Below are 19,499 nucleotides of genomic sequence, written 5' to 3'. Positions count from 1 at the left end.
GTGTGGGGCCCATCACGCGGAGGTTCTGGAGCATGCAGTGGTCGGAGTACACCACCTCTGAGCGCTTGAAGGCGCTGCGCGGCGGCATGACACAGGAGCAGTTGGCGGAGGCGGCCGGAGTGTCCGTCGGCGTGGTCCGCAAGCTCGAACGCGGCGGAACGGCTTCCCTGCCGTCCCTGCTGTCGATTGCCGACGCGCTCGGTACGGACATCGCCGTGCTCCTCGGTCAGCAGGCGCCACGGCGGTCCATGGACCGCGACGAGCGGGCCGCGTTACGCCTGGTTTCCGCAGCCACCCATGACGCGGCCATCGGCATCCCCGCCGAGGTCGAGCCGGGCACCGTCGACGAGCTCCGCGCCGTCGTCCGTCGCGCGGATGCCGCGTACTGGGGAGGCCGGTACACCGAGCTCGGCACTCTCCTTGGGCGGCTCCTTCCCGAGGCGCGGGCCAGGTTCGACATGGCCAGCCTCGACGAGCGGGAGGCCGCCGCCGGCGTCTTCATCGACACCTTTCAGACGGCGGGCATGGCCGCCAACGTGCTCGGATCACGAGATCTGGCGTATGCGGCGCGGACGTACGGACGCCAGATCGCCGTGCAGGGCGGAGACGATCTCCGTGACGCGCACCTTGCCGCCACCACCGCGTGGGTCAACCTCCGCGACGGCCGGACCAAGCAGGGCTTCCTCCTTGCCGCAGCACAAGCCGACCGGATCGAGCCCAAGATGAGCGAGCACGACCCGGACCGGCTGAGTGTGTACGGGCAGCTTGTCACGAACGCCGCCGTCGCCGCGTCCCGAGGCGGTGCGAGCTCGGACAACGCCCGCGAATACCTCTCGCAGGCGCACGCCGTCGCCGCCCGAATCGGGGACGAGCATGCCCGTGGTGCGCACGCCCAGCCGTACGGACCGATGTACGCCGCAACGCAGGCCATGAGTATCGCCGTGGCCCTCGGCGATACGGCTGGAGCGCTGCGGCTCATGGACACCGTTCGCCTAGACGACACGGTGCCCCTGGCCACCCGGGCCCGCTACGGCCTGGATGTAGCGCTCACCCAGGTCGAATGCCGACGGTGGGAGGCCGCAGCCGACACCCTCCAGGCCGTCTGCGCGATGGCCCCGGGGTGGGTGCGTCACCAGATGCTTCCCGGCGTCATCATCAGTCGACTTGCCGGGGTGTCCGTCAACCGACTGCGAGGACTGGCGAACTCCGCGGGCGTACCCCTCGGAGTGCGTTGACCTACGAGCCGAAGTACCACGGCCCGTAGTAGGTACGGGCGCGCCATCAGCGCGACTGCTACGGGGCGTGGCACACCTTCGAGCGACCCTGCTTCCGCTGCCACGCGGCGTGGCGGTCCGACCGGATACGGAGTCTCTCCACTGCGACGGGTCGTGCCTGGGCCCCAACTCCGCAGCGCAGCAGCCTTGTGGGCATGCCGACCAACCCGCCCGGCGGCCTCGGGCACGTACCCGTCGCCGTCTACTCCTGCGCCACAACCTCCACCGCCCTCGGTGAGAGCGAGGAGCGTGGCCGCTACTACGCCGATGCCCGGCACTGGCATGTCGCCGGCGTCTGGTCCGACCCCGACCCGGCGCTGCCGCTCATGGAGCGGCCGGGCTGGCAGGCCGTCACGGCCGCCCTGTCCGCCGGAATGATCCGTGGTGTCGTCGTCAGCGGCCTGACGCATGTCGCCGCCGACGCCGCCCAGTTCGCGACTCTCGGCGTTCTCCTCCGCGACCGGGGAGGGTTCCTCGCGGACGCGTCGAGCGGCACCCCGATCCGTCGAACCTCCGGCCAGGCCCGTCGTCGCCGCGACATCGCGGATGCGGCTTCCGGCTGGTTCACGCAGACAGGCACGTACGAGGAGGACGGCTCGTGAGCGCCCGGCGCGCCTGGGTCGGCGACCTCGTCCGTGACGGCGGCGGACGGCGGGCGATCGTCACCGACGTCCGCGCCGACGGCACCGTTTGGGTGCTGCGGCCGCCGACCGGCGGTGGCCCCCACTGGGAGACCGACGACCCCGACAGCCTCGAAATCCTCGCCCTTTCCGAAGCACGGGACAGGCCGTGAGCGCCCGCGCTCGCTGTCGACCCCTCCGTCCCGCCCGTGCACCACGCCCGAAAGGCGAAGTCCCCGTGTACGCGTTCGGCCTCTGCATCGACCAGCAGTACCTCGTCCCCGGCCTCGCCGCCCTCGCCGGCCTGGCCGACAGCCTCACCCCGGCGGCCCGCCGCGAAGCTGCCGTACGGGTGCTCACCCTCGACCTGGCACCGGCGCAGGCCCTCCTCCTCGCCGACCTCGCCAAGCGGGCCGGCTTCGGCTCCTTCGACCTCCGTCGATGCGCCCCTCTGCGCTCCTCGCGCATGGCAGACGCCTCGTACATCACCGTCACCACCTATCTGAGGTTCGAGTTCACGCCGAGCTTCGTCCGCCGTCCCTACCTGATCTACGTGGACGCTGACGTGCTCGTACGCGGAGACGTGAGCGAGCCGCTCAGCTCTCTCGCGTCGGACGAGACCGGCGCCGTGCGGGACGAGTTCAACCCGGCCGTCGGCGAGTGCCCGGCGCTGCCCGGAGCCGTCGAGCGCTGGCCCCACCTGCGCGGACGCCCGTACTTCAACGCGGGCGTGCTCTGGACCCACACCGACCACATGCCCCGCATCCGCCGAGGCGTCGAGCACTCCCTGATCCACGCCCGGCGCCACATCCTCCACAACGACCAGGACGCCCTGAACCTGTGGCTTCTGCGATCCGGCCGAGTGCGCGCGGTGTCCGGTGGTTTCAACCGGTTCGAGGTCGGCCGATTCCTGGAACGCGGGAACTGGGTGCGCCGGGTCGTCACGCGGTCGCCGAAGCCCGATCCGGCTGCCGCCCTCGTGCACTTCGTCGGTCCCGAGAAGCCGTGGCAGGCCGACTGCCCCGTCACGGAGGAAGTCGTCGAATACCGACGGCACCTGGAAAGGGCCATGCGTCACGTCCGGCGTCTGGGTGCCGTCGGCGTGGAACCGGCGGGTGTGCGGTGAGTGCGGGGGTACCGCCCGCTGTCTCGCGCGCTGCTCTTGCCCTGACTGGGGTACCGGCCCGTACCGCCCACCGGCTGTCCGCACGTACGCGCACCGTCGTGTACCGGGCGGGCCTGGCCGACGGACGCAGTGTCGTGATCAAGCTGTACGCGGCGACCGCATGCCGCAACGCGATCACGGAGAGCGCTGCCATCCGGGCCGTGGCCGACCACGTCCCCGTACCGGCCCTCATCGGATATGGGCACGTTCCAGGCCACGAGGCGACCGCCCTTGTCACCGCCGACCTCGGCCCGCTCACCCTCGGCAGCGCCATGCGCTCCGGCCGGATCTCCGACGAGCGAGCTCTGAAAGACCTGGCCGGCCTGCTCGGCCGCCTGCACCGGGCCCCCGTCCGGCCCTGGGCCCCGCGCCGGCCCCTCCACGAGCAGGTCACCTCACTGGGCCGCCGCTGCCCGCCCAGCAGCCTCGACCGCATCGCGCCCGCGCTGGCCGCCATCGCCGACGCCGTCCACACAGCGCCCGTGTGGTGCCACGGCGACCTGCACGGCGACAACGTCGTGATCGCCGGCCCCCGAGCCATCCGCCACCTGGTCGACTTCACCGACGCCGCGGCCGGTCCCCGCGAATCCGACGTCGCCCAGACCCTCGTCATGACCGACGCCCTGTCGACTCTCCGGGCCCGCACGGTCACCGACGCCTACCCCCTTGCCCTCGATGACCACCTGTTGGGTGCCTGGGTCGTCTTCCACACTCTGCGCTCCTGGGCGCATTCCCCTCCTGGAGACGACCGCGCCTTGTGGGCCCGCCGCCTGGACGACCTCAGCCGACGGACCCCGCACCTCTTCCGTACGCGCCGCCCGGAAAGGACGTGCTGATGAACACCCCCGCCCTGTCGGTAGTGATCCCGGCCTTCAACGAGGCCGCCTACCTGCCCCGCTATCTGCCCTCCGTCCTCGCCTCACTCACCCGCTGGGAGGAGAACACCGGCCGTACGGGAGAGGTGATCGTCGTCGACAACGCCAGCACCGACGCCACCGCCGACATGGCCTCCTCCTTCGGCGTTCGCGTCGTCACCGAGTCCGTCCGCAACATCGGCCGGGTCCGCAACACAGGAGCGGCAGCCGCCCGCAGCGGCCGGCTCTTCTTCACCGACGCGGACGTGGCTCTGCCCCTGGAGGCGGTCACCGCTGCTGCTGCCGCCATGGACGCCGGGGCCGTCGGCGGCGCCATCCCGCCGCTCTACACCCCGGAACGGCTCGGCGCCCGCCTGCTGTGCGCGTACTGGGACCACTACCGCACCCGGCGCGGCGGGGCCCAGGGCGTCAACCAGTTCTGCACCGCCGACGCCTTCCACCACATCGGTGGGTACCGGGACGACCTGTTCATGAGCGAGGACGTGGAGTTCTTCGCCCGCCTCACCGCCCACGGCCAGGCCACCGACCGTCCCGTGACCATCCTCGACGAGCTGCGCGTGCGCCCGTCGACCCGCCGCTACGACCAGTGGTCGAGCCTGCGGATGCTCTGGTGGCAGAACCCCGTGACCGCCCGCCTGCGCCTCCGGTCGCCTCGCATGTGGCGCCACTGGTACGAGACGACCGTGCGATGACGAAGGAGACTCCTGTGCAGCCCCAGTTCCTGGTCGACCTGCCGGTGCCAGACGGGCAGGGCATCTACACCTTCCCTGACGACCTCCACCGCGCCCACCAAACGCACACCCAGCAGCTCGCCGCCCGCCACCGGAACCACGACCACCGCGTCCTGGAGGTGACCGCACCCCACACCCGCGTCCCGTACTACATCGAGGCGCGCACCCCCGCCGGCCGCCCGGTCCTCGTCATCGAACCCCATCACGATGACTTCGCCCTGTCGGCCTCGGGAACGTTCCTCGCCCGTCCCCGACCGCTGACCGTGGTCAGCGTCTTCACCCGGTCCCGGAGCGTGCACCCCGCCCTGGAGGCCACGTACGCCGACGTCGACACCGTGTCCGAGCTGCGCGACCGGGAGGGTGCCGCCGCGCTCGCGCCGTTCGCCGCCCGCCGGCACCTCCTCGGCCACAAGGACGCCGAGCCGCCGTACTGTCCCTACGACCCACAGGTGCTTGACCAGGTCACCGAGGAGCTCGGTCGGGTCGCCGCGGCCCACCCCGGCGCCGAACTCCTCGCGCCCGCCGCCGTCACCCGCCACCCCGATCACCTCCTCGTCCACGAGGCGGCCATCCGCCTCGGCTGCACCTGGTTCTGGGAGGACCTGGCCTTCTGGTCGACGTACGCGCTCGCCGGCTGCGACCAGCACCTGTTCCGTACGCGCACCGGGGCGACGATGCGGCCCGAGCTGGTCGACATCACCGACGTCGTCCTGGACAAGGTCACCGTCCTGCGCATGCACGGCTCGCAGATGCACCCAGCGCGGAAGATGTACCGGCCGATCCGGCACGCCTTCACCACGGCGGCCGACCTCGTCGACGGGCCCGGCCCCTACGCCGAGCGCTTCTACCGGACGGAGGAGCCGACGTGCTGATCATCGCCCTGGAAGGTCCCTCCTACGCAGGCAAGTCCACGGCGATACGCCACCTCCGCCAGACCGCCATCGGCTCGCGGGCGTTCGTCTCGGACTGCTACGTCAGGCACATCGCCCACCGCGACGACATCCCTCCGGCCCGGACCGACTCGGCGGCTACCCAACTCGCCGCCTTCGAGAGGTTCATGGAGATCGAGGCGACCCGCGTCGCCGAGGCCGCCGCGAGCGGCAGGCAGTTCGTCATCCTCGACCGGTCCGTGGACACCCTCCTCGCCCACGCGTACGCCCTGGACGCCCTGTTCGGGTACGGCGTCCACCACCAGCTCCGCGACCGCCTCAAGACGCTTTCCTTCCTGCGCCCCGGCCACACCCTCTACCTCGACGTACCGGCGGAGACGCTCCACCTCCGCCGCAAGACCGTCGGCCACACCGCCGCCGAGTCCGAGTACTTCCTCCACGAGCCGGGCTTCCTCAGCCACGCCCGCGACTACTTCGTCCACACGCCCCGTCGGCCAGTGACGCGAGAGCTCACGGTCCTGGCCGCCGACGCGGGGCAGGACGATGTGGCCCAGGCCGTGGAAGCCCTCGTCACCTTCTGGGCGAGGTGAAGGAGGATGCCCACCGCCCTGTTCGCCTGGCGCCGCACCCCGCCCCCGTTCCTCATCGGCGGCGCCGAGGTCACCCAACAGCTCCTCGCCGAAGAACTCGCCGCCGCCGGCTGGCACGTCACCTACCTCGGCTCGCACGAGGCGCCCTGGGACGGAACCACCCAGCTCCCCGACATGCGCGCCCACCTCGACAGGCATCGCGTCCCGTACGACGAGGCGGACGGCACCCTGCGCTACCGGTGGAACGGGGTCGAGTGTGCGGCGTTCATGCAGAACAACGTGGAGCACACGCTGGGCAGCCTCCTGGGAGACCTCAGCCCCGATGTCGTGTTCACCTCGCAGGAAGGCTCGGCGCAGCTCGCCGCGCAGGCTAGACCGACCGCGCTCGTCGCCGGCCTCCTGCACTCCGTCTCGGCCACCGGACTGGGGGTCCTCGCCGGCCGACCCCACTACGGCCTCGCCGTGTCGGATTTCGTCCGGGCACGCGCACCCCGTATGCCTGGCACCCGCCTCGCCGTGATGTACCCGCCGTTCGCGCTGCCCGGGGAGGGCTCGGGCGAGGCCCGCACCGCGTCCGTCCTCATGATCAACCCCATCCCCGCCAAGGGATCCGAGCTACTGCACCAGCTCATCCGTCTCATGCCGGAACAGCACTTCACCTTGGTCGAAGGCTGGTGGGACACGGCCGCCGACTTCGCCGCTTACCCGAACGTGACGTACGTGCCCCGCGTGTACGACATGGGGCCTCTGTACCGCAGCCATCGCCTGCTGCTGGTCCCGTCCGCCGTGGAAGATGCCTTCCCCCGCGTGATCGTCGAGGCCGCGCTCCACGGCGTCCCGAGCATCGGGACCGACCGGGGCGGCATCCCCGAAGCCATCGGCGACGCCGGAATCGTCCTGCCGAGCACAGCCGGCCCCGAGACGTGGGCACGCGCGATCCGAGAGGCGGACCACGAGGCGCTGGGCATGAGGGCCCGGCGTCAGGCGGTCACGTTCACGCGACCGTGCCTGCCCGAGCTTCGGGAGCTGGGGCTCTAGGCAGATCCGGCGAATGCCCGCTCCACCACGTCGAGCCGCTCCGTCCACCAGTGAAGAAGCGCCTCGTCGGCGAGGAACAACTCGTCGCAGGAGTGGTCGCCCCGGTCGTAGTGGAACTCGAGCTGCCAGAAGTCCGTCATTCGCTTCCACCACAGTCGCCGCGCGGCGTCGACCAGATCGGCCGACTCCAACGGGATCACCGACTGGTAGCCGGCCACGAACGCAGCCACCCGCTCCAGGTCGAACACGCCCTCCACCCCGAACTGCACCTGCGCCGTACGAACGACTTCTTCCGCGTGCGGGCGGACTCCCAGCCGATCCCAGTCCAGGACGGCAACCAGTCCGCCGTCCGCCCAGAGGAGGTTCCGGTACTGGAAGTCACCGTGCGTCCAGCCATGCGGGCCCGCAGGGGTGTCTCCCTCGGGGCGCAGGTGGGCGTGCTTGTCGAGGAGGATCTTGCGCTCTTCGAGGGCAGTTCCCGCGGCCCTGTCGAAAGCGTCGCCCGCGCCCCGGGCCGACACGGCTCCGGCAAGCCGGTCAGCCTTCTGGACGGCTCGGCCGGCCTCGGTCACCTCAGCGGTGACCGAGGCCGGCACTGCGGTCATCCCGGCCTCATCGACAGCACGGCCGAGTGCCGTATGGAGTCCCGCGAGGTGTGTGCCGAGCTTGGGCGTCTGCGTCAGCGACAGGTCAGTTCCGCGAACGTGTTCCCCGGCCGACCAGGGAAAGAGGCAGTAGACGCCACCGCGGACCTCGGCGATCACATCGCCGTGGACGGTGGGGAGCGGGGCACATACGGGGACGCCGTACGAAGCCAGGACGGGAAGGACCGCGAGGTTGCGACGCAGTCGATCGATCGGCACGTCTGTGACCCGCTTGAGGGCGAACCTCCCGGCCCGGGTGTCCAGCCGCCAGTTCACGTTCATGAGGCCATCGGCCAAGTGCTGTCGGTCCAGCACTTCGTCGATGTCGTATGCCCGGATCAGCTCGGCAAGATCGTCTGTGGGGAGGTGCGTCCTGTCCGCCACGTTCGCGTCGGTCACCCTGGCGACGATACGGGAGTCGGCCGTGCAGACGCACAAGGATCACTGGTCTGCCTCGGCGGGACGCGCCCGTTCCCGGAGGGAACGAATCGGGTGTTCCCCGAGGGAACGCTTTCCCTGTTCCCTCGGGGAACACGAGGGTCGGTCAACGCCGCCGCACCTGCGGCTGCTGTACGGCGGTCGGTGTGGCCGCCGGCGGGTGGACCGGGGTGGCAGGGAGCCGTGTGGTGCTGCGGGCCATGGCTGCCTGGGCGAGGGGGCCGGGTGCGTGGCGTTGCCCGAGGCGGTGGATGCGCCAGGTCAGGGCACGCGCTGGGTTGCGGGCGTCATCGAGAGCGCGTTGGCCGAGGGCCTGGTCGAGGAGGGTGGACGGGTTGTGGCCGGCTGTCTCCGCGTCGGCGAGGACGGTGGCGAGGGCGTCCCAGGCGGGGTCCTTCAGGATGCGATCGGCGTGCTCGGGGACGGCCTGCTGGAGATGGCGGGCGTAACGCTGCTTGGTCTGGATACCGGGGGCGCGACGGGCGAGATCGTCCAGGACCGGGACGGCGATCTGGGCGTACGCGGTCTGGAGGTGGACGAGGGCCTGCTGGGCTGCTGCCTCCTGCTGGGCGTGCTGGTGGGTGCGGTGCCAGTGCTTGGCGAAGGCCACGGCGATGAGGGCGGCATCCAGCAGCATCGCCAGCCCGGCGCCGTCGCGTGTTGCGGCGCGGGTCCGCAGGATCGTCTGGATGCTGCGGCGCAGGACGCGGGCGCTGTCGAAGTCGGCGGTGATGCGGGAGCGGGTGGCGCGCTCGAAGACGGCGGCGGCACGTTCGAGCTCGCTCCTCGCGGCGGCTGGTGCGGTGAGGGGGAGCAGGTCGAGGGCTCCGCCGAGGGCGACGAGCTGGCCCTGGGCGACGTGGTCGTCTCCGTGGGTGAGGCGGCGGGGGATGCGTTCGGTGGCGGCGGTGGCCTGGTGCCAAGGGTCGGCCGCCCGGGCGGTGGCCGGTTCGGGGTTGGTGGCGCTGAGGCGGTAGCGGATCTTGGGCAGGGAGAGATCGCCGGCGAGGGTGGAGCCGGAGAACCACACGGGCTCGTCGTGCTTGTTGAGGTCGCCGGGCAGGGCGACGCTGTAGCCAAGGACGTCGCCGGACGGTCCGGTCTTGGGGCGCACTGCGACGCCGGTCGCCTCCAGCAGGGCGAAGAATTCGGTCTCGGTGGAGGCGGCTGCCACCGCTTGCCGTACGCGCGTGCGCAGGATCTCGCGGGTGGTGGTGTCCTGGCCCTGGCGCTTGGCCTTGAAGTGCTCCTTGCTGGTGGGGCGTTTGGCGGCGGTGCCGTCGCCGGGGTTGAGGCGGCGCAGGCCGAGGTCGGCTTCGATCTTGCGGGCTTCGCGCTGGACGGCGCGGATGTCGTGGTCGCGGCGGGGGCGGCGGCCGTCCTGGCGTACGAGGGTGGCGGCGATGTGGATGTGGTCGTCGGCGTGGCGGACCGCCACCCAGCGGCAGGCTTCCTCGTCGCCTTCGGGGGCGATGCCGGCGGCGGCCACGATCCGGCGGGCGATGTCCGCCCACTGGGCGTCGGTGAGGATCGGGTCCTCGGGCGCGGCACGCACGGGGCAGTGCCACAACGTGGTGGTCGGGGCCTTGTCGCCGAGCATCTTCACGGGCTGGTCGAGGTGCGCGGCGAGCTGGTCCTCGACATCCTTGGGGTTGCGGTGGGGGCTGCGGCCAGGGTCGGGGGCGAAGTCGTTCCAGGACGCGACCAGGTGCGGGTCGGTGTGCTCGTTGGCGGAGCCCGGTCCGTACAGGTAGCCGATGAGGCGACGGGTGGCGCGAGCACCCTTGCCAAGGATGATCTTCGGAATCACGTGCTCACCGCCCTGAGGTCACCTGAGCGACGGCCACGTCCACATCGGCGATCGACGCTTCGACCCGGTCCAGCAGCCTTTGCACGAGGTCCAGTGCGGGCCACGCGCCGTCCTTGTTGAGATGCCATGCGAGCTGGTTGAGGTTGCCGCCGATCTTGCCGAGCTGCCCGTTGGCCGCCATCAGCGCCTTGACCATGGCCCGGTAGTCGGCCACCGCGGCGGTGGGATCATCCGCACGGGCGGCGGCCAGCGAGGTCTCGGCGACATAGCCACCGACGGGCATGCGGCTGAGGGCGGCGGCGTTCGCGAGGAGGGTGAACTCGTCGTTGCTGTAGCGGGGGTGGACGCGCTTCTCGCGCAGTGTGGATTCGCGAAGGCGGCGGCGCGGCGTGGGCGGCTGTGGGGCTTCTCCCCGAGTCGGCTCCCCCGGGCCGGCCGACCCCGGTGCCTCCTCGGCGCCGGATGCCTCCGCCTCCCCTGGGGCGGAGGCCGGGTAAGGACTCCTTACCCGACAACTTGCTGCGCGGTTGAGGCTGCTGATCGTCTCCTCCTGAGTGGTGGGGAGTTTGCGGTGTGGGTCGTGCATGGATCGGTTCTCCGCGGGGTGCTGGGTGCTTGGCTGTGTGAGGCCCCCGTGTCCCCGTGCTCGGTTGCACGGGGACACGGGGTGCGCCGAAGGGCGGGGTCAGACGGTGCGCGCGGGGGAGGCGGCTTCGTCGAGTGACCCGGCTTCGAAGGCGTTGTCCGTGACGGTTGGACTTGACGGGTGCGGTCGGCCTGCAGTTGGTCGCGCAGGAGTCGGGAGGGCTTCTGGCCGATCCGTAGTTCGGTACGCAGTCCCACGGCGGTGAGCTGGTCGTCGGGCCAGTCGGCGGTCAGGAGTCGGGCCCGGTCGAGGAGTTCGGGCGCGATGCCGGTGTGGTCGGTAGTCGACTTGGCGGCGGGGACCTGGCCGGTCGCTCGACGGCGGGTGGCTCCGGTCGACTCCGCCACGGTGGCCGACCGGGGAGGCCGGGCCGCGGGGGCCGACTCGTCTCCCTTGGCCGGCCCCAGGTCGGGTGCCGCGGTGGCCTTCACGGGGGTCGACTCGGTCAGCTGCTCGGGAACCGATTCGGCCCGGTCAGGCGTCGACTGCGGGACCTGTTCGCCGGCCGACTGGGCAGAGGCCGTTTCGGGGGAGTCGGCCGACTCGGTGTTGTGGTGCAGCACCTTGGCCACGAGGTCCGACCCGAAGTAGATCGACCCGACCGGGAGCGAGGTCGCCAGCAGCACGAGGGCCCAGTTCGCGTAGTTCAAGTCGGTCAGCCGGCCCCACTGGATTGAGTCGGTGTGCAGGGCCGGTACGAGGCCGTGCACGTAGTTCAGCAGAAGGCTCGCGATCGTGTAGGTCGCCAGGACCCGCAGCGCGAACTTCCGATCGGCACCGGTCAGCACGAGCGTGGCGATCAGGGCGAGGGCCATCAGCCCGTCGACCACGATCGGGTAGAGAAAGGCAGCGGTGGAGTCGGCGCCGATGGCGCGGGCCACGTCGGACAGCGCGTTCCACGAGACCCGGAAGGCCATGAGGACGACGGCCACCAGGCCGAGGACGAGGGCGAAGCGTCCCGTGCGGTTCACGCGACGACCCCCATCGGGTGCGGGTGCGGGTGCGGGTGCGGGTGCTCGGCGAGCTTCGTCAGGATCGCCGTGCTGTGTGAGGGTCTGGTCCCCGGCGGCCGAGGTGAGCCGCGCGATGCGGGCGCGGATGCTGCGTATCGCTGCCGGGGTGCTTGGGGCAGGGAAATGCAAGGGAGTGGTCTCCAGGTGGGGAAGGGCGTGGCTGCCGGGCTCGGCGGGGAGCGTGGCGGGTGACCTGTCGCGACCCGTCGCGTGCCTGGTCAGGGCGGGTACGGGTCGGGGCGGCGACATCGGGTCGACCCGTCACGGGCGGGTGACCCGTCCCGGCTCTGACCTGCACGGCGACGGGTCGGGATGGGTCGTGGCGGGTCAGGCGCCGGACGTGGGTGCTGGCAGGAGCAGCGGCTCGGCGGCCGGTGCGGGCTCGGGGCAGTAGCGGTTCCAGGCGTCGGCGAACTGCTCGCGGGAGAAGCCCCTGGCCTGGAAGCCGTCGGGGAAACGGTGGCTGGACGCGCTGATCCCGTAGTCCTTCAGCAGAAGCTGGAGGCCGCGCGCGGTCAGGCCCTTGTCCCTGTACTCCGGCCAGGGCGACTCGGTGTCCTCGTTGAGGATGCCGAGCAGACGGCCGGTACGGAGCAGGGCCGGATTCCCTTCGGCGGCGAAGACGCGGCGGATATCGGCCAGGAGCCGGATGTTCAGACCGCTGTTGTCCTGGTCCTGCTCGGCCTCGTGCCTCGTCATCGCCAGGCAGGCGGCGCGGGCGGCCTCGGGCCAGGCGCCGCCGGCGAGGTCGGCGACGGCGACCAGCGGCTCCCAGGTGTCGGCAGCCCGGTCCTCGACCGGCATAGTCGGAGTGAGGTCCATCGCGGTGGCGTGCAGCGGTGCCAGCCACTCCACGAGTCGGTCTCGTACGGCGTGCAGGGTGGTGGTGTCCCGTACGGTGCGGAACTCGGCGACCTTCTCGCCTGGCCTGCGCCGTCGCATCCGGATCACGACCGAGCAGTCCATGATCGTGTCGGGCAGGTCGCCGATCCCGGCGAGGGCGGCCATGGCGAAGGTGGGGAACTTCGACACCTCGTGGTTCGGGCCGGAGACCCGCAGGGTCGGGCGGTTGCGCTGGTGGCCGGCGTTGAGCAGGCCGCGCATCTCCTCGTTCTTCTCCGCGACCTTGGCGGACCCGAAGAGGGTGTCGGCCTCGTCGACCAGCAGGGTCGGCGGGTTCTCGGTGATCGACCGGAACACGGCGGCGGCGGAGGCGTTGACCGTGATCAGTGGGTCGTGGACGGTCTCGGTGACCACGTCCAGAAGCCGCGACTTCCCACACCGCTTCGCGGGGGCGACCACCGCGAGGCGCGGGGCGTGCTGCCACGCCGTCTGCAGGTGCGTGGCCGCCACCCACAGCGTGACGGCGTCCAGCGCCTCCGGCGAGGGGAGGATCACGAACTTCGCTATCTGCCGACGCAGTTCGTCCAGGAGGGCCGATCCGATGGTCGGCTCGGGGGCCTCCTCCACTGCGGGCTCGTCCTCCCGTACGTCCTCGGTGACGTCGGAGGCAGAAGGCCGACCGGTGTACTCGCCGGGCTTGCCCGGGAGGGCGGTCGGCGGCCATTCGCGCTTGTCGGGGGCGGAATAGGGCTGGGTTTCGGGATGTTCCACGGGGCAGCTCCTCGTCTGGCGGTGGCGGGCTCGCACGCCCGTGCCGCCGGGTTGGTTCTTCCAGGGCCGTTCGGGGTTGCTCGGGCCTCCGGCGTCGCACCGCCGGGGGCCCTTCTCCTTCTCGCGGGCAGCAGGCCGCCGCGAGGGACCACGAACCGTACGTCCACCCCCGGCGACAGTCCAGCGATTCTGTGTCAGCTCAGCGCAGAACCGTCTGCTACCTTCCTCCGCCCTCAAGCGGCCAGCCCCAACAGGCTGAGCAGATCGGCCGTCACCACGCGGTACGCGCTCCCCAGCCGCAGGACCCTGCACGGGTACTCGCCCCGCTTCGCCAGCTCATAGCCCTTGCTCCGCCCGAGACCCAGCGCACGGTTGCCCGTATCCAGGTCAACGGCCACCGGCAGGGCCAACAGCTCCTCCCGACTCATGCCTTTCGGACCGGTTTCCGCGATGTCGTCGCGCACGCGGCGCCCCTCTCGTCACAGCCCTCGGCGAACACGGCTCTCGCGTCCGGCTCCAGGCCAGTAAGAACCATGATGGGGAAGCTAGTGTGTCTACATGACACAACACGATGTGGACGATGAAGCGGACGACTTCCCCGAGTGGGTGGACCGGGTCAAGGCCAACGTGGCCGGAGAAGTCCGGCGGAGAAGGAAGGAGATGGGGTGGAGCGCACAGGACCTGGCGGACCGCTGCGAGGAGCTGGGGCACCCCATCCCGCGGAACGTGATCGCCAACATGGAGTCCGGCCGCCGTGCCGTCCTCCCCCTGGTGGACGTCATCGTCCTGGCCGCCGCCCTGGAGACGTACCCGGCCCACCTGATCTTCCCCGTCGGCTACGTCGAGGAGACCCAGGAACTCCCCTTCCAGAGACTCGTGCCCACCTGGGACGCCCTGCGCCGCTTCACCGGCGAGACAGAAGTACCCGGGCACGACGCCGGCCTCGTCCCCGACTTCGAACGCCACGCCAGCCTCGTCCACACCGCGCTCGCCGCCCTCGAAGAGGAGGAGAACGCCCGCTTCGCGGCCAAGCAGGCCACCAGCCGCGCCCAGCGGGAGGAAGCCGAACGCAAGCGGACCGCCTACGCCGACCGGGGCATCTCAGCCAAGTACAACCTCCGCCATCTCCGCCGCGAACTCCGCGAAGAGGGCGTCACTCCCCCCGACCTGCCACCCGCGCTGAACGACGTCGACCCGCCCGAAACCGACCCCACCCCAGAGGAACGCCTTTGAAGGGCTCCACCCACCGCCGCTGCTACTGCCGCGACCCCAAGACCGGCAAGCCGCTCGGCAAGAACTGCCCCAAGCTCTCCAGCCGCAAGCACGGCTCCTACTCCATACGCCAGGAGCTTCCCCCTCGTGAGGACGGCACCCGCCGTTCCTTCAGCCGCGCCGGCTACGAGAGCCTCAAGGAAGCCCAGGCCGACCTCGACCACGTGCGTGCCCTCCTGGGGCTCGCCGAGTCCGACGACCCCGAGGCCCTGGCCCAGATCGCCCAGCTTCTGGAGACCGTGGCCGCCGAGAAGGCGCCGCTGCCGAAAATCGAGTCGACCCGGCGCCGCCTCAGCCACGGCCTGGACCTGATCAGCAGGCTCACCGTCGGTGAGTGGCTGGACATGTGGCTGGCCGGCAAGAAGGGGCGGCAGAGCGCCATCAGCCGCGACGAGAGCAACATCCGCGTTCACCTCAAGCCGCGCATCGGCCACCTGCGGCTCGACCGTCTCCGCGTCTCTCACCTCTCGGAGATGTTCGAGGCCATCGCCGAGGACAACGTCGAGATCGCCGAGGGCAACGCCGCCCGGCGCAAGGCGTTCGAGGAGCTGTCACGGATCCCCTGGAAGGGGCGTGAGCCGCGCGCTTGCCGCAAGGCGATGAAGGCGGCCATTGCCGAGATGGAGCCGTACCGCCGCATAGTCGGACCGGCCACGCGCCAGCGCGTTCGCTCGACCCTGCGTGCCGCTCTGAACTCCGCGATCGCGCAGCAGCTGATCACCTTCAATCCGGCCGCACACGTTGAGCTGGAAGCGGGCAAGCGGCCCAAGGCGCTCGTGTGGACCGAGGAACGCGTCCTGCACTGGCAGCGCACCGGCGATAAGTCCTCGCCCGTCATGGTCTGGACGCCGGAACACACCGGCCGTTTCCTCGACCACGCGGTGGACGACCGTCTGTACGCCCTGTTCCACCTCATCGCGTTTCGCGGGCTCCGACGTGGCGAGGCGTGCGGTCAGAAGTGGACCGACACTCACCTGGACGCGGGTCTCCTCACCGTCGCCAAGCAGCTCGTCGTCGACGGCTGGGAAGTCTACGAGGACAACCCCAAGACCGACGCGGGTGCGCGCACCATCGCCCTGGACGCCGACACGGTCGAGGTCCTGCGTCGGCATCGTGCTCGGCAGGACGAGGAGCGTGAGAAGTGGGGGACAGCCTGGGTGGAGACCGGTCGCGTCTTCACGCGGGAGAGCGGGGAACTGCTCCACCCCGCCAACGTCACCCGCCGCTTCATCGAGCTGTACGAGGAGATCGGCCTCCCGCCGGTCCGGCTCCACGACCTGCGCCACGGCGCGGCGACCCTCGCCCACGCGGCCGGCGCCGATCTGAAGGACATCCAGGAGATGCTCGGCCACTCCTCGATCACCATCACGGCGGACACGTACACGAGTCTGCTTCCCGAGGCGGATCTTGCGATCGCCGAGGCCGCGGCCCGTCTCGTCCCGCGTGCACGCGCCCCTCGCGACGTGCCGGATGGTGCTGATCGGTTGGGGGAAATTTCGGGGGCTGCCACCCCGTCCGCTCACGCAGCGCGCACGCAAACGGCCCCGGACGAGACGTCCGAGGCCGAGTGAGGCTCCTCCCTGAGGGATAAACCCCAGGTCAGAGCGGTACTGCATGGTGCCCCCGGCAGGATTCGAACCTGCGACACCCGCTTTAGGAGAGCGGTGCTCTATCCCCTGAGCTACGAAGGCGGGGGGATCCACGCGATCCGGCGCCTAGCCTAGCGGATGAGCATTCCCAACTGGCAAGATTCTCGTTTCCGCAGCTCACACGACCGGCCCAGGGCCGAGAGAGGGGCGAGCCGTGCCGCACCCCGCCGAAGTCCGGGATTCCCTCACCGCCGACGGGGCGCCCTTCGCCGTTGTCGACGGGGTGTACGTGTCCGGGCCGCGCACCCTGCGGGAGTTCGTCGAGGCGACGTGGGCGTTCGGGGAGCGGCCGTTTCTGGTGGGCGGGTCGGGGGCGTACACGTACGGGGAGTTCTTCTCGGCCGCCTGCGCGCTGGCGCGGCGGTTCGTCGAGGATTACGGGCTGCGGCCCGGTGACCGGGCCGTCGTGGGGATGCGGAACCACCCCGAGTGGCAGATCGCGTTCTGGGCGGCGCAGCTGGCCGGGCTGGTGGCGGTGCCGCTCAACGCGTGGTGGACCGAGGAGGAGTTCACGTACGCCCTCGACGACTGCGAGCCGCGCGTGCTGCTGGTCGACGGGGAGCGGCTGGGGCGGGTGCGCGGGTGGGCGCGGGGGCGGGGGGTCCCGGTGGTGGTGTTCCATCACGAGGGGGCCGGCGAGGAAGGCGTCGTACGGTACGAGGACCTGCCCGCGCCGGAGCCGGGTGTGGCGCCGCCCGATGTGGACGTGCGGGCCGAGGACGACGCCACGATCATCTATACGTCCGGGACGACGGGGCGGCCCAAGGGTGCCGTGGCCACGCAGCTCGCGCAGGCCGGGGCCGCGATGAATCCGCGGTACACGGCGGCGGCGTCGGCGCTCGGGCGAGGGGTGATTCCCGGGCAGGGGGCCGCGCCGGTGACCCTCATGACGTTTCCGTTCTTCCATGTGGCGGCGTTCACGACGCTGTACTCGGTGATGGCGGTCGGCGGGACGCTCGTCCTCATGCGGAAGTGGGACGCCGACGCGGCCCTCGCGCTGATCGAGGAGCACCGCGTCACGCACTACTCCGGGGTGCCCACGACCGCGCTCCAGCTGCTCGACGCGGCGGAGCGGACGGGCGCGGAGCTGGAGACGCTCACGCATCTGAACACCGGAGGCGCCCCCGCGCCGCCCCGGCTCGTCGGCCGGCTCACCGCCCGCTACGGGCAGCGGATAGAGCCGCGCAACGGCTACGGGCTGACCGAGACCAGCGGCGGTGTGACGGCCAACTTCGGGGCGGAGTACCGGGAGTTTCCCGAGAGCGCCGGGCGGCCGACCCCGGCGACCGAGGTGCGGATCGCCGGACCCGGCGGTGAGGCGCTGCCCGAGGGGGAGACCGGCGAGCTGTGGCTGCGGGGGCAGGCGCTCGTCCGGGGGTACTGGCGCGATCCCGAGGCCACCGCGGCCGCGTTCACCGAGGACGGCTGGTTCAGGACCGGCGACCTCGCGACCGTACGGGACGGGCGGGTCACCGTCGTCGACCGGATCAAGGACATGGTCATCCGCGGCGGCGAGAACGTGTACTGCGTCGAGGTCGAGGCCGCGCTCCACGGTCATCCGGACGTGGCCGACGCGGCCGTCCTGGGCATCCCGCACCCCGTCCTGGGGGAGGAGGTCGCCGCTGTGGTGCAGCCGCGGCCCGGTGCGAACGTCACCGTCGAGGAGCTGCGCGCGCATGTCGGCAGGAATCTCGCCGCCTTCAAGGTGCCCGCCCATGTCGTCGTACGCGACGAGCCGCTGCCCCGCAATCCCACCGGGAAGATCCTCAAGCGGGAGCTGAGGGACGGGTTCGGGAACGGGCTCAGGAACGGGTGACGCGTACCCGGTAGGTGCCTTCCGCGCCTTCGGACAGCACGCTGATCCGGATCCCGTTGCGGTCGTCGGCGAACGTCTCGCCCGGCCGGTACGGGGCGTCGGACAGCTCGGCGTGCACATTGGGCAGCCGGGTGCAGCCGCCGCTGTCCTTGTCGCTGTCGGAGACCAGTACGGGGCCCTGACCTGTGTCGATGTCCGTCTCGACCCGGTAGATGAGAACGCCGGGCTCGCAGACGGCCTCGTCGTTGCCCTCGCGGGTGCGCACCTCCGCCGCGTAGCCCGCGTCGGGGCTGATCGGCACGAAGATCAGCTTGCGGCCGCCGGAGCGGGCCAGCGGGGTCAGGTCGAAATCGCGCGTGCCGGTGACGGACGCGCAGCCGATCTGTCCGCTGTCGAGCCAGCCGAGCTTCCACTTGTGCCAGCCGAGCAGGTCGTTGTTGGCGCCCCAGTCCTCGGACATGATGTCCCAGTGGCCGACCGCGCCGCCGCCCTCCGAGGTGTAGAGGTCGGGCAGGCCGAAGACATGGCCGTTCTCGTGCGGGAGCACCCGGTAGCCGGTCTCGGCGTAGGAGCCGGAACCGTCGTCCTGGCGGCTGTAGACGAACGACGTGTTCGCGAGCGGCACGCCGTCCGCGTACGGCGCGTCCGGGTTTCCGGAGAACGTCACCGACAGGACAGTGTCCAGCGCGGAGGGGCCGGCGTTCGGTGTGACCAGGACGTTGACCAGGTCGTACGCGCTGAAGTCGACGTGCGGGTCGGCGGCGGCCACGATGTCCTGCACGAGCCGGCGGTAGCCGGGTTCGTACGGCGAACCGCGTTCTATGCCGTACGCCGAGAACGGCATCGGCATGCGCAGCCAGTCCGTCAGCGGGGCTTCCGGGCGGTAGCTGAGGCGGCCGTACGAGCTGGTGGCGAACCACTCCTGGCTCTGCGGGAAGAACTCCCCGTACCGGTCCAGCGCCGTCCCCTCGCCCTGCGCGTCAGGGAAGTCGATCATGATGTTGAGGGCTTTGACCTCGCCGGTGGAGCGGGCGTAGTCGGGTGAGGTCGGCATGCCTTCCGACATCTGTACGCCCATGGTGGTCGCGATGCGGCACGGGCTGACCTCCGCTTCGTCGGCCGCCGCCACCGGACCCCCCGAGGCCCCCGAGGGGACGGGGAGGGTCGAGCTCGCCGAGGTGAGGGCGGCGAGGGCGATCGCGGCGAGGGCGCCGAGGGTGCCGGGTCTGCCCGGTCTGCGTATCCGGTGGCGGGTCTGCGGCATGCGGTCGCCTTCGGTCCGCGGCAGCCGGCCGGTCCTCGGCTGCGCTCCGTTCGATCAGCCTGTGGCGAGGGGTCGTTGGGCGCGCGCCGGGTGAGCCGATCGTGGGACGCGGCGGGTCGGTGGATGTGACCCAGGTCACGTGGCGCCTTT

General features: G+C 71.1%; 19 protein-coding genes and 1 tRNA gene. 12 read left to right on the top strand and 8 right to left on the bottom strand.

Annotated elements, in window-relative coordinates; translation table 11 throughout:
• The first annotated feature begins 32 nt into the window (after positions 1 to 32).
• The 9 genes from ABT342_RS14635 (at position 33) to ABT342_RS14595 (ending at position 7,183) form a co-directional block, all read left to right on the top strand.
• Positions 33 to 1,235 (top strand): helix-turn-helix domain-containing protein, encoded by a 1,203-nt coding sequence (locus ABT342_RS14635; protein WP_351572296.1) that lies wholly within the window; start codon positions 33 to 35, stop codon positions 1,233 to 1,235.
• 194 nt (positions 1,236 to 1,429) lie between these two features.
• Positions 1,430 to 1,876 carry a recombinase family protein gene (locus ABT342_RS14630; protein ID WP_351572293.1) on the top strand — a complete coding sequence of 149 codons (447 nt, stop codon included), beginning with the start codon at positions 1,430 to 1,432 and terminating at the stop codon, positions 1,874 to 1,876.
• Positions 1,873 to 2,067, top strand: a complete 195-nt coding sequence (locus tag ABT342_RS14625) for a hypothetical protein (RefSeq protein ID WP_351572290.1) — start codon at positions 1,873 to 1,875, stop codon at positions 2,065 to 2,067. The genes ABT342_RS14630 and ABT342_RS14625 overlap by 4 nt, the downstream gene beginning before the upstream one ends.
• 65 nt (positions 2,068 to 2,132) lie before the next feature.
• A complete protein-coding gene (locus tag ABT342_RS14620; protein WP_351572287.1) occupies positions 2,133 to 3,020 on the top strand; it encodes a glycosyltransferase in 888 nt (295 codons plus the stop codon).
• A complete protein-coding gene (locus ABT342_RS14615) occupies positions 3,017 to 3,895 on the top strand; it encodes a phosphotransferase (protein WP_351572284.1) in 879 nt (292 codons plus the stop codon). The genes ABT342_RS14620 and ABT342_RS14615 overlap by 4 nt, the downstream gene beginning before the upstream one ends.
• A complete protein-coding gene (locus ABT342_RS14610; RefSeq protein WP_351572281.1) occupies positions 3,895 to 4,626 on the top strand; it encodes a glycosyltransferase in 732 nt (243 codons plus the stop codon). The genes ABT342_RS14615 and ABT342_RS14610 overlap by 1 nt, the downstream gene beginning before the upstream one ends.
• Complete coding sequence (locus ABT342_RS14605; protein WP_351572278.1) at positions 4,623 to 5,537, top strand: PIG-L deacetylase family protein; 915 nt, start codon at positions 4,623 to 4,625, stop codon at positions 5,535 to 5,537. Before ABT342_RS14610 ends, ABT342_RS14605 begins: the two co-directional genes overlap by 4 nt.
• The gene (locus ABT342_RS14600) at positions 5,531 to 6,145 is read left to right on the top strand and encodes a hypothetical protein (RefSeq protein ID WP_351572275.1); all 615 of its coding nucleotides are present in this window, start codon (positions 5,531 to 5,533) and stop codon (positions 6,143 to 6,145) included. The genes ABT342_RS14605 and ABT342_RS14600 overlap by 7 nt, the downstream gene beginning before the upstream one ends.
• Before the next feature lie 6 nt (positions 6,146 to 6,151).
• The gene (locus tag ABT342_RS14595; RefSeq protein ID WP_351572273.1) at positions 6,152 to 7,183 is read left to right on the top strand and encodes a glycosyltransferase; all 1,032 of its coding nucleotides are present in this window, start codon (positions 6,152 to 6,154) and stop codon (positions 7,181 to 7,183) included.
• On the opposite strand, the gene ABT342_RS14590 is transcribed toward ABT342_RS14595, so the two are convergent.
• From ABT342_RS14590 to ABT342_RS14565, 6 genes are all read right to left on the bottom strand, one after another.
• The gene (locus ABT342_RS14590; RefSeq protein WP_351572271.1) at positions 7,180 to 8,265 is read right to left on the bottom strand and encodes a phosphotransferase; all 1,086 of its coding nucleotides are present in this window, start codon (positions 8,263 to 8,265) and stop codon (positions 7,180 to 7,182) included. The genes ABT342_RS14595 and ABT342_RS14590 overlap by 4 nt on opposite strands.
• A gap of 106 nt (positions 8,266 to 8,371) precedes the next feature.
• The gene (locus ABT342_RS14585) at positions 8,372 to 10,075 is read right to left on the bottom strand and encodes a relaxase/mobilization nuclease domain-containing protein (protein WP_351572268.1); all 1,704 of its coding nucleotides are present in this window, start codon (positions 10,073 to 10,075) and stop codon (positions 8,372 to 8,374) included.
• Between the two features lie 4 nt (positions 10,076 to 10,079).
• Positions 10,080 to 10,436 (bottom strand): plasmid mobilization protein, encoded by a 357-nt coding sequence (locus ABT342_RS14580; RefSeq protein WP_189285150.1) that lies wholly within the window; start codon positions 10,434 to 10,436, stop codon positions 10,080 to 10,082.
• Positions 10,437 to 10,579: 143 nt separating this feature from the next.
• Positions 10,580 to 11,692 (bottom strand): DUF2637 domain-containing protein, encoded by a 1,113-nt coding sequence (locus ABT342_RS14575; protein ID WP_351572262.1) that lies wholly within the window; start codon positions 11,690 to 11,692, stop codon positions 10,580 to 10,582.
• A gap of 369 nt (positions 11,693 to 12,061) precedes the next feature.
• Entirely contained in the window at positions 12,062 to 13,348 is a 1,287-nt protein-coding gene (locus ABT342_RS14570; RefSeq protein ID WP_351572259.1) for a DUF3631 domain-containing protein, read from the bottom strand.
• 233 nt (positions 13,349 to 13,581) lie between these two features.
• Complete coding sequence (locus ABT342_RS14565; protein ID WP_351572462.1) at positions 13,582 to 13,776, bottom strand: hypothetical protein; 195 nt, start codon at positions 13,774 to 13,776, stop codon at positions 13,582 to 13,584.
• Positions 13,777 to 13,906: 130 nt separating this feature from the next.
• Between ABT342_RS14565 and ABT342_RS14560 the strand changes: the two genes are divergently transcribed.
• Both ABT342_RS14560 and ABT342_RS14555 read left to right on the top strand, forming a co-directional pair.
• Positions 13,907 to 14,581 (top strand): helix-turn-helix domain-containing protein, encoded by a 675-nt coding sequence (locus ABT342_RS14560; RefSeq protein WP_351572256.1) that lies wholly within the window; start codon positions 13,907 to 13,909, stop codon positions 14,579 to 14,581.
• A complete protein-coding gene (locus tag ABT342_RS14555) occupies positions 14,578 to 16,191 on the top strand; it encodes a site-specific integrase (RefSeq protein ID WP_351572253.1) in 1,614 nt (537 codons plus the stop codon). Before ABT342_RS14560 ends, ABT342_RS14555 begins: the two co-directional genes overlap by 4 nt.
• A 44-nt stretch (positions 16,192 to 16,235) precedes the next feature.
• On the opposite strand, the gene ABT342_RS14550 is transcribed toward ABT342_RS14555, so the two are convergent.
• A tRNA-Arg gene (locus ABT342_RS14550) sits at positions 16,236 to 16,311 on the bottom strand.
• A 112-nt stretch (positions 16,312 to 16,423) separates the two neighbouring features.
• On the opposite strand from ABT342_RS14550, the gene ABT342_RS14545 reads away from it, so the two are divergent.
• A complete protein-coding gene (locus ABT342_RS14545; RefSeq protein WP_351572250.1) occupies positions 16,424 to 18,085 on the top strand; it encodes an AMP-binding protein in 1,662 nt (553 codons plus the stop codon).
• On the opposite strand, the gene ABT342_RS14540 is transcribed toward ABT342_RS14545, so the two are convergent.
• Positions 18,072 to 19,349 (bottom strand): M6 family metalloprotease domain-containing protein, encoded by a 1,278-nt coding sequence (locus ABT342_RS14540; protein ID WP_351572247.1) that lies wholly within the window; start codon positions 19,347 to 19,349, stop codon positions 18,072 to 18,074. The two genes, ABT342_RS14545 and ABT342_RS14540, sit on opposite strands and share 14 nt — an antisense overlap.
• Positions 19,350 to 19,499 lie beyond the last annotated feature (150 nt).

Origin of the sequence: Streptomyces sp. NPDC000410, from assembly GCF_040300305.1 — a bacterium.
In the GTDB taxonomy this organism is placed as follows: domain Bacteria; phylum Actinomycetota; class Actinomycetes; order Streptomycetales; family Streptomycetaceae; genus Streptomyces.
This window is presented reverse-complemented; position numbering and strand designations above follow the sequence as displayed.